Source organism: Belnapia moabensis DSM 16746 (assembly GCF_000745835.1).
Classification (GTDB): Bacteria; Pseudomonadota; Alphaproteobacteria; order Acetobacterales; family Acetobacteraceae; genus Belnapia; species Belnapia moabensis.
The window spans coordinates 1-3,587 of the sequence record NZ_JQKB01000201.1; the positions used below are offsets into that span (position 1 = coordinate 1).

Here is a 3,587-nt window from a genome sequence, read left to right on the forward strand (position 1 = left end):
GTTGGTTCTAACCAGTCCCGGGGCGCCTCCCATGGAGGCAGGGCGATGCGGTAGGGGTGCCCCGGTACAGATGGCCGGGTGCCCGCCGATGTCGGGTCGCATAGCCATAGGTCCCCCTGGCGGCTCTTTGGAAGGCTCTGTTGCATCCTTTGCGGCCGGGCCGGATTGGGGCGAAGCTTCGGCATGGCAAGACAGCGACTGGAGCAGCTTCGGGCGGATCTGACCTTCAAGGGCCGGCAGTTCACCGCCGAGGTGATCCTGTGGGCGGTCCGGTGGTACTTAATGTTCCCGGTCAGCTACCGAGACCTCGAACTCATGCTGCAAGACCGTGGCGTCGAGATCTCCCACACCATGATCTTCCGGTGGATCCAGGCCTACGCGCCGGAGCTGGAGAAGCAGCTGCGGCCGCGTCTGTGCAGGAGCAACGGCTCGTGGCGGGTCGACGAGACCTATGTCCGGGTGAAGGGCCGCTGGACCTACCTGTATCGCGCGGTCGACAGCAGCGGGCAGACGATCGACTTCCTGCTCGCCGCGCATCGCGACGCGGCCGCGGCCAAACGGTTCTTCCGGAAGGCGCTGGGGCAGCCGCACACGGTCACTCCGCATACCTTCACGGTGGACAAGAACCCTGCCTATCCGCGCGCCTTGGCCGAGATGAAAAAGGATGGCGTGTTGTCGCGGTTCGTCGGGCTGCGCCAATCCAAATACCTGAACAACATCGTCGAGCAGGACCATTGTCGTGTGAAGCGCCTGATCCGACCTGGTCTCGGCTTCGGCAGCATGTGCACGGCGCGACGAACGCTGGCGGGATATGAGGCCATGGGTATGATCAGGAAAGGGCAGGCTCATCGGATCGGCGGGCGTGACATACGAGCCCAGGTGGGCCTCGTCGCGGAGTTGTTCGCTGTCGCCGCTTGACAGAGCGCCGTGTGCGCGTAGCCGCGGACCAACGGGAACTTTGATACTGCTGGCGAAGTCAGCTGGCCGCTTGCGCTCGGACCAGCCGAGAGAAATGCGACCGCCTGGTGCGCGCCGGGGTGTCACCCAGGATCCAGTGCACCAGGCGCACAAGGTTCATGGCGGCGGCTGTAGCGACATGCTGCAGGTGTGTCTTCGCCTGCCCAAAGTAGCGAGATCGGCGTAGGTCAAAGGCACGCACGCCCTGCGATATGGTGCCCTCAACTCCGGCTCGCAGGGCGTAGAGGCTACGGAACTCGGGCGTCGTCTGCCGCTGTCGTGCCGCTTGCAAGGCGATGTATTCGTCACGCGTCTTGAAGGTCATGATCCGCCGCGTCGCGGTCGGACCAACGCAGTCGCTCCGGTGCGGGCAGGCCTGGCAGTCGGTTGCGGAGAACTTCACCTTGACCACAGGCGTCCGGCCATCAGTCGCTGGCGACCAGCTGGAGCTGTGCACACCCATGGGACAGGTGACATGCTGGGCGTCCCAGTCGATGGTGAAGGCATCCATTGCAAAGCCTTTGCCGGCTTTCGCTTGCCAGCTGCTGTCGATCCGGGCTGGGCCAACCAGGTCAAGGCCGAAGTCGTGCTGCGCCTGCACCCGCTGCCCGGCACTGAGATAGCCGGTGTCGACGATGTGCTGCGCCGGCAACAAGCCTTTATCTGCAAATGCTGTATGGATCGGGGCTGTGACGTCGCTGTCCGCCACAGGCCCGGCGGTGGTCTGCACCGCGGTGATGATCCGCGGCCGCTCCTCGTCACAGGTCTCGCTCAGATGCACCTTGTAGCCGATCCAGGTCGTGCTGCGCTTGCAGGCATAGCGGACATCGGCATCGTAAGGTGAGTTGATGAGCCTTGCCGCGGGCGGGATCTCGTCGCGCTCGCTCCGCCAGCGCACCTGGCCGTCGGCAAGATAGAACTGCTGAACCCAGACCCGGCGCAGCATCTCGGCGGCGGGCAGGTGGCGGAGCCACTCCGGCGTGGCAGCAGCGGCAAGCGTCGCGAGCAGATGATGGCCGTCCTCGCCAATCTGCTGCACCCAGGCGGCTCGTTTGGCGGCCGAACGTGGCAGGCGATCGTCGAAGGCACGCGCTTCGTACGCCTCGGCCCAGTGCGGCAAAACCTGCGACAGCAACCATTCGGGCGCCGCCAGGGCCAGCACCTCCAGTGTATGCCGCAGCGTCTCGTGAACACACTCGAGCCGGTTCAGCGCCCGGGCAGCGGCCAGAACGTGGGTGGCGTCCGTGCGCTGGCGGCCTCCGGCCTTGAGCAGCTGATGCGCCGCCGCGATCTCCAGCACCGCATCCAGCAGCAGGGTCTCGGCCGCGCCCGCAACCAAGCGTGTGCGGAACTCGCTCAGCACCGAGCTGTCGAAGCCAGGGTTGGTGAGTGACAGGCCGAGCAAATACTTCCAGTCGATCCGCCCCCGCACCGCATCCGCCGCCCCTCGATCCGACAAGCCCTCAGCGAACTGCAGTAACGTCACCAAGGCCAGACGCCAGGGCGCCTCCGCTGGCTGACCCTTGCTCGGGAAAAGCGATGCAAAGCGGTCATCGTCGAAGACGGGGCCAAGCTTGTCACGCAGGCTCAGCAGCAGATTGCCACGCGGGAAAGCTTGCCGCGCCACCTTGACCGTCTCGTCCGGAACTGGAAGGGGCGCTGCAGGGTGTAGGCACATGGCCAGCCTCGATGTTGTAGGAACAGCTTCATCAATGCCTGGCTGCCGCGATCGCGGCATGCCGCTTACGGCGGCAAAGCCGCCGCTGTCGCCAAGCTCGGTGGGCTGTCTGGCACGCTGCAGACCTTGCAGCGTGGGCCGCAGGTAGATGCGCCAAGGCTCACCCAACCAAAGGGCGCATCATTCAACCAATTTCCGCCTTTTCGATTTCGCCAGCAGTATCGAACTTTGCATCAGAACCAATCCTAGTGCCTAGGGAGGCCGATTGTTTGGAAGGCCTTCGTACTCGGCTCACCGGGCCAGAAGTTCTGCCGAAGGACTATTGCCCGTATCCAACTTCGTTCTGGATGAACTCCTTGAATAGCTTCAAACATTCTGCCGGCTTCTCAAGCGTCGGCAGGTGGCCGCAACCTCGCAGCACATGGAAATGCGCGTGCGGGAGGCCGTCTGCGAGCGCTCGGCCGACCGACACCGGTACAATCTGGTCGGCGTCCCCCCAGACAACCAAAGCCGGCATCCGTAGCGCGTCAAGGTGGGAGGTTACCTCGGCCCGTGATCCGAGCGCGCGCGCTTGGGCTGCTCCGGCCTTGCTGCCGACGCGGCCCGCCATTGCCATGAAAGTTTCCGCCGCTCTTGTAGCCTCCTTCGGCACTGCCAACTTGGCCAGCATCTCAATAACGGCGTCTGGCATGGCTTCCAGCCCGGCGACCAGTTCCTGCACGCTGGCCTCCGGTGCTGCTGGATTGCAGCCCATCAGCCAGAGCGCCGTGACCCGTTCAGGCGCGGCTAACCCTACTTCGAGTGCAACACTGCCGCCGTAGGAGGTGCCGACTGCGACGAACTTTGGCGGCGCTTTCGCCAGGACGGCCGCAACGTTGTCCTGGATCGTCGGCTCGGACAGCACCATCACTTGAGCTTCGACCATGCCACCCAGTTGCTCAATCACTTCGCG

The 3,587-nt window shown here is 64.5% G+C and carries 3 protein-coding genes; 1 reads left to right on the forward strand and 2 read right to left on the reverse strand.

Annotated elements, in window-relative coordinates; translation table 11 throughout:
* Positions 1–183 precede the first annotated feature (183 nt).
* Positions 184–918, forward strand: coding sequence for an IS6 family transposase (locus tag EP26_RS30070; protein WP_052389876.1), 735 nt, complete (start codon positions 184–186; stop codon positions 916–918).
* 58 nt (positions 919–976) lie between these two features.
* Here the strand turns inward: EP26_RS30070 and EP26_RS30075 are convergent, their stop codons facing one another.
* Both EP26_RS30075 and EP26_RS30080 read right to left on the reverse strand, forming a co-directional pair.
* Positions 977–2,635 (reverse strand): IS1182 family transposase, encoded by a 1,659-nt coding sequence (locus EP26_RS30075; RefSeq protein ID WP_043344996.1) that lies wholly within the window; start codon positions 2,633–2,635, stop codon positions 977–979.
* A gap of 319 nt (positions 2,636–2,954) precedes the next feature.
* Positions 2,955–3,587, reverse strand: a 633-nt coding sequence (locus tag EP26_RS30080; RefSeq protein WP_157033951.1) for an alpha/beta fold hydrolase, incomplete at its 5' end; no start/stop codon positions are given.